Consider the following 4,253-nt stretch of genomic DNA (forward strand, 5'->3'; position numbering starts at 1 on the left):
AAGGAGTAGCGCAGCTATCTGAAAGTTTCTTTGGTTCTTTCTTTTCAAAGAAAGAACAGTCACTCACAGCACAGTGCTAAATAAACCTACGGTTTTTACAAATAACTTTTATTCTGGCGCCCGTTGGGAAGTCCGACAGACATTAGTTTATCTGCACTTCGACAGCCGCCGGGAAAAGCCGTTCCGGATCAAAGAAAGCAGCGCAGCTGTTCACCAAATGAGCCGCATTCAGTTCGACCTTGCCCTTGAACGCCTCGCGTCCGTTCACCCGGACAGTCACCGGTTTATCCAAGTCGACCAGCTTGTCGTTCAGGTAGATCACCACTTTCCCCTTGGTCGCCGGCGTGTAGATTTTAATATATTTCTTTGCCAAATTCCACTGACTGGTCCGTTCAATCACTTTCCACGTCACGGTATTGACATTCAAGTTCACCGTATTCCCGTCGATCGTCATTTCGTAGCACGAGCGCGACGAGGCGTCGTCGTTCGATCGTTCCTTTACATACAGGTTATAGAATCCGTCGCGATACCGTCCGTCCATCTCGAAGTTTTCCCAGAAGACATACTTCGGATGCGGATTCCGTATATAGGTTTTCATCCACGGCGTTGTCTGTCGATAGTCGATCGAGGTATGTGTCGCCCTCGGAACGACCTGAATGTCATGGATGTAATATCCCGGATGCAATTCCTGCAAACGATCGAATTCCTCTTTGGCCGCTTTGGTCAGCTCGTTGCGGCAGAATCCGTTGTCTTTTGAGCCTGTGCGGAATGAAAAGGCAATATTGGCACAATTCTCCGCCGGCGCATTTTCCAACGGTTCGCCCCCTGCAATCGGCCCCGCAGCCGCCAAGTAGTCGGCATAGAACGAGGCCAGACGCTGACTCCCGTAAGCCCCTTCCGAAATACCGAAGAAGTAGACGCGGTTCGGATCAATTTCGCCCGAAACGAATGCCTGTCGCAGCAAGCGTTCCCAAGCCTGTTGTTTTGCTTTCTGCCACCAGCGATAATAGTTTCCTTCGTTCGGGATCTGCGGAATGAAGTAGGCCGACGGAGCGTCGTTAAAATACGAACAGATCGCAAAACCTCCGTTCCATTCATTGATTTTCGGTCCGGAGCCGTGCAGGTAGAGGAACAGCGGCCAGCCCGCCTCCGGTTTTTCTGGCCCTTTGGTTCCGTAATAGTAGGGCATCACAGCGTTCGGTTCATAAGCCGTCAGGTCGAACTTGCCGCTATGGTCTTTGCTCAACGCCTGCAGGGAGATCAGTTTGTCTTCCGCCAAATCTCGGTTGGCGGCTTTCCACGAATCCCAAACCGCGGTCTGTTCTTCGGCGACCTGGTCGGCGGTCAGGACAGCGTCGGTCGGGTAATAAGGAGTTTTGTCTCCTCCCAAGCTCTTGGTGAAATAAGCAACGTATGCTTCTTTGGCTTCCCCGTCGTCCGGCGGGATCGGGTTGGCAGCTTTGCTGTATCCGCAAGTGAGCATCGGGATTAGTCCGAGCAGAAAAAGTGAGTTTTTCATAAAAGTCAGTGCTTTTGGTGCCGTAAAGATACTTAATAATTGTCCCCGCATTCTTCAACCATTTTCAGCTCGTGCCGGTGTCGTACTTCCCACAGCGGTCTCTACCCTAAAAAATCGGCATTCGAGCCGGGCTGTAACTAACCCCCAATGTAGATTTATTTTACATACCCACTTTGAGGGAACTGTTCCTTTTGTTCACAAAAGGAATCGAAAAAACTTTTTGAGATGCTTCGCATCTCTTGAGCCTGCCGGGTACCCTGGTCTTTGATTTGTCGGGGTGCAGAGAATCGGGCCGATATGATGAGGTTCAATACCTAATCGGCCCGATTCCCGCGCCCCGAACCAAACGCAATGCCAAAGGACTGCGGAGCCTAAGGAGTAGCGCAGCTATCTGAAAGTTTCTTTGGTTCTTTCTTTTCAAAGAAAGAACAGTCACTCACGGTACAGTGCTAAATAAACCTACCGTTTTTCAAATGATCAATCCCGGGATTTTTCAGCGATGCGAAAAGAAATGCCGTTCCGTTTTATACGAAACTTCTATTCGACATAACTGCTGTTGTCCCAGCAATGGGTGCACAGTTGTTCCTTGGGCAATCCGATCGCTTCCACCACATCCTGCAGCCGTTGGAACTTCAGCGACGTGAGTTGCAACTGCTGCCCCATCACCTCGACCATCTTCCGATGCTTTTCGCTGTTGTCGTCCGCATACTCCGCCAGCGCCTCGTCCGAGAGTTTGTCCGTCCCCTCGAGGTCGCGGATCACCCGCCGTGCATAGAGGTCGAACGTCGAACGCGACGTCGAGAAATTCAGGAATCGGCACGGAAAGATCAACGGCGGACAGGCGATCCGCATATGCACCTCCTCGACCCCCACCTCCTTGAGCTTCACGACATTGTCCTTGAGCTGCGTGCCCCGCACGATCGAGTCGTCCATGAAGACGATCTTCGCCCCCCGCGTGAACGCCTCGTTCGGCAGCAGCTTCATTTTCGCCACCAAGTCCCTCATCGCCTGATTCTGCGGCATGAAACTGCGCGGCCACGTCGGAGTGTATTTGACGAACGGCCGTTTGTAGGGAATCCGTTTCGCATTGCTGTACCCGATGGCGTGTCCCACCCCCGAGTCCGGAATGCCCGCCGCGAAATCCGCTTCGACATCTCCGTCCCGCGCCGCCATCGCCGCCCCGCACCGATACCGCGCGTCTTCGACGTTGACCCCTTCGTAGCACGACGACGGATAGCCGTAATAGACCCACAGGAACGAACAGATCTGTTTCCGCGTCCCCGGCGCCAGAATGTCCGTAACGCCGTCGCGCGTGAGCTGCACCGCCTCGCCCGGCCCCAAGTCTTTCACATACTCGTACCCCAGATTGAGAAACGACGAGCTCTCCGACGCCGCCACGTACCCGAAATCGTTTTTCCCGATAATGACCGGTGTCCGGCCGAAGCGGTCGCGCGCCGCATAAATCCCGTGTTCGGTGAGGATCAGCATCGAGCACGATCCCTTGACCGTCCGCTGCACGTTTTCGATCCCTTCCTTGAATGTCCGGCTCTGGCTGATCAAGATCGCCACCAATTCCGTCGGGTTGATCTCCGACCCGGACAGCTCTGCGAAGTGCACGTTTTCCGCCAGAAGCCGTTCGGTGATCTCGTCTATGTTTTCGATCCGGGCCACGGTCACGACCGAAAACCGCCCGAGGTGGCTCGTGACGGTCACGGGCTGCGATTCAAAGTCGCTGATCACGCCGATCCCGAGGCATGAACCGGCGAATTTCGGCAGGTCGTCCTCGAATTTGTTCCGGAAGTAGCCGTTTTCGAGGCTGTGGATCGACCGGATGAATTTCTCTCCGTTGAAAAAGGCGAGCCCGGCGCGTTTGGTGCCGAGGTGGGAATGGTAGTCGGTGCAGTAAAAGACGTCATTGACGCATTCGCGCCGCGAGGCGCAACCGAAAAATCCGCTCATAGGACGCTGTGGTGTTTTATGTGACGAGATATTATCTGAGTTTGTGCGAAATGAGGTTCATAAATTCCTCGCGGGTCTGAATCTGGGTCAGGAAAGCCCCGGTAAATGCCGAGGTGGTGGTCGCGGAGTTCTGTTTCTCGACGCCGCGCATCTGCATGCACATATGGCTCGCCTCGATCACCACGGCCACGCCCAGCGGATTCAATGCTTCCTGTATGCAATCGCGGATCTGCACGGTGAGCCGCTCCTGCACTTGCAACCGCCGCGCGAAGCAGTCTACCACTCTCGGTATTTTGGAGAGCCCGGTGATGAATCCGTTCGGTATATAAGCTACGTGCGCTTTCCCGTAGAATGGCACCATGTGGTGCTCGCACAGCGAGTAGAGTTCGATGTCTTTCACGACGACCATCTGCTTGTATTCTTCCCGAAAACGGGCGGAGAGCAGAATTTCGATCGGGTTCTGTTCGTACCCTTGTGTCATGAATGACATGGCTTTGGCTACGCGTTCGGGGGTCTTGAGCAGGCCTTCGCGGGCTGGGTCTTCTCCCAATATTTCCAAAATGGCTTTATAGTGCTGCGCTAATTGCGCGATCTTCACTTCGTCGTACTCCATAAAATTGTAATTCTTATCCGTTCGTTTATTCTCCGCCTTAATTTGGAGGGAACCGTACCTTTTCTGAAGAAAAGGTACCCAAAAGACTTTCAGATAGCTGCGCTACTCCTTAGGCTCCGCAGTCCTCTTGCATTGCGTTTTCTTTGGGGTGTGGCAATAGCG

Annotated in this window: 3 protein-coding genes; all 3 read right to left on the reverse strand. The window is 53.6% G+C overall.

All coding sequences use genetic code 11. From position 1 onward, the window contains the following. Positions 1-142: 142 nt before the first annotated feature. The 3 genes from Q0Z93_RS09730 to folE all read right to left on the reverse strand — a co-directional run bounded on the left by Q0Z93_RS09730 (position 143) and on the right by folE (position 4,091). Positions 143-1,519 carry a hypothetical protein gene (locus Q0Z93_RS09730; protein WP_298065033.1) on the reverse strand — a complete coding sequence of 459 codons (1,377 nt, stop codon included), beginning with the start codon at positions 1,517-1,519 and terminating at the stop codon, positions 143-145. A 537-nt stretch (positions 1,520-2,056) separates the two neighbouring features. After that, a complete protein-coding gene (locus Q0Z93_RS09735) occupies positions 2,057-3,478 on the reverse strand; it encodes an amidophosphoribosyltransferase (protein ID WP_298065035.1) in 1,422 nt (473 codons plus the stop codon). A gap of 31 nt (positions 3,479-3,509) precedes the next feature. After that, positions 3,510-4,091, reverse strand: a complete 582-nt coding sequence (gene folE / locus Q0Z93_RS09740) for a GTP cyclohydrolase I FolE (RefSeq protein ID WP_298065038.1) — start codon at positions 4,089-4,091, stop codon at positions 3,510-3,512. Between the last annotated feature and the right edge of the window lie 162 nt (positions 4,092-4,253).

This window comes from uncultured Rikenella sp. (assembly GCF_947628055.1).
Taxonomy (GTDB): domain Bacteria; phylum Bacteroidota; class Bacteroidia; order Bacteroidales; family Rikenellaceae; genus Rikenella.

What these genes read in the sequence shown, in the direction of transcription:
- folE (WP_298065038.1), bottom strand. Translation starts at nt 4,091, where the DNA reads ATGGAGTACGACGAAGTGAAGATCGCGCAATTAGCGCAGCACTATAAA.
- Q0Z93_RS09735 (WP_298065035.1), bottom strand. Translation starts at nt 3,478, where the DNA reads ATGAGCGGATTTTTCGGTTGCGCCTCGCGGCGCGAATGCGTCAATGAC.
- Q0Z93_RS09730 (WP_298065033.1), bottom strand. Translation starts at nt 1,519, where the DNA reads ATGAAAAACTCACTTTTTCTGCTCGGACTAATCCCGATGCTCACTTGC.